The 906-nt window shown below is 63.4% G+C and carries 1 protein-coding gene; it reads right to left on the bottom strand.

Annotation, left to right across the window (positions count from 1 at the left end):
* Positions 1-16: 16 nt before the first annotated feature.
* On the bottom strand, positions 17-829 hold the full coding sequence (locus tag AC0KVN_RS27575) for an IS5 family transposase (protein WP_066213739.1): 813 nt from the start codon (positions 827-829) through the stop codon (positions 17-19).
* Positions 830-906 lie beyond the last annotated feature (77 nt).

The raw sequence follows: 906 nt of genomic DNA, 5'->3' as shown, positions 1-906 counted from the left end.
GAGTCGGTTTCGAAACTCACGCTGACCGAGCCAAACGGCGTAGCATGAGCATGGCGGCGGCGGCGTAGAGGAAGGCTGCGGCGGATTTGAGGGTGGCTTCCACGTCCTTGGCCAGACGGCGGTTTCGATTGACCCAAGCGAAGAACCGCTCGACCACCCAGCGCCGAGGGAGGACGACGAAGCCGGACTGCCCGGCGATCTTGCTGACTATCTCGACGGTGATGCGGGTCGCCTCGGTGACACGGTGATGGTTATAGCCGCCATCGGCCCAGACCTTCTCGATGAACGGGAAGAGGCCGCGCGAGATTTGCAGCAACGCGCCGCCGCCATCACGATCCTGGACATCGGCGGTGTGCGGCTCGACAAGCAGCGGCCTGCCGTCAGTATCGACCAGAGCATGGCGCTTGCGACCTTTGATCTTCTTGCCAGCATCGTAGCCGCGCGGTCCGCCGCTCTCGGTGGTCTTGACGCTCTGACTGTCGATGATGGCTGCGCTTGGCGAGGCGTCCCTTCCGGCTCGCTCGCGATCGAGCGCGACCAGCGCATGGTTGATCCGCTCGAACAGGCATTCGTCACGAAACCGGGCAAACCAGCGGTAGACCGTCTGCCACGGCGGGAAGTCCTTGGGCAGCAACCGCCATGCAATCCCGCCGCGCAGAACGTAGAAGATGGCGTTCACGATTTCGCGCATTGGCCATTGCCGTCGCCGCCCCGTCGTGCGCGCCTCGGGAACAAATGCCGCGATCAGCGCCCACTCGGCATCGCTCAAATCCGTCTGGTAACGCTTCGAAACACGCGTATGCTGCACGCGGGTGGCTGGGGTCCACATCAAGATCTCCGGGTTGTCTGCAAAACCCCCGGAATCACACGAACCTCAGCCGCTCAACCCCTTTCGAAACGGCCTCT

The sequence above is a fragment of the Sphingobium sp. SG1 genome (assembly GCF_057063145.1).
The sequence above is the reverse complement of the archived record's forward strand: the minus strand, read 5'-3'. Positions and strand labels throughout refer to the sequence as shown.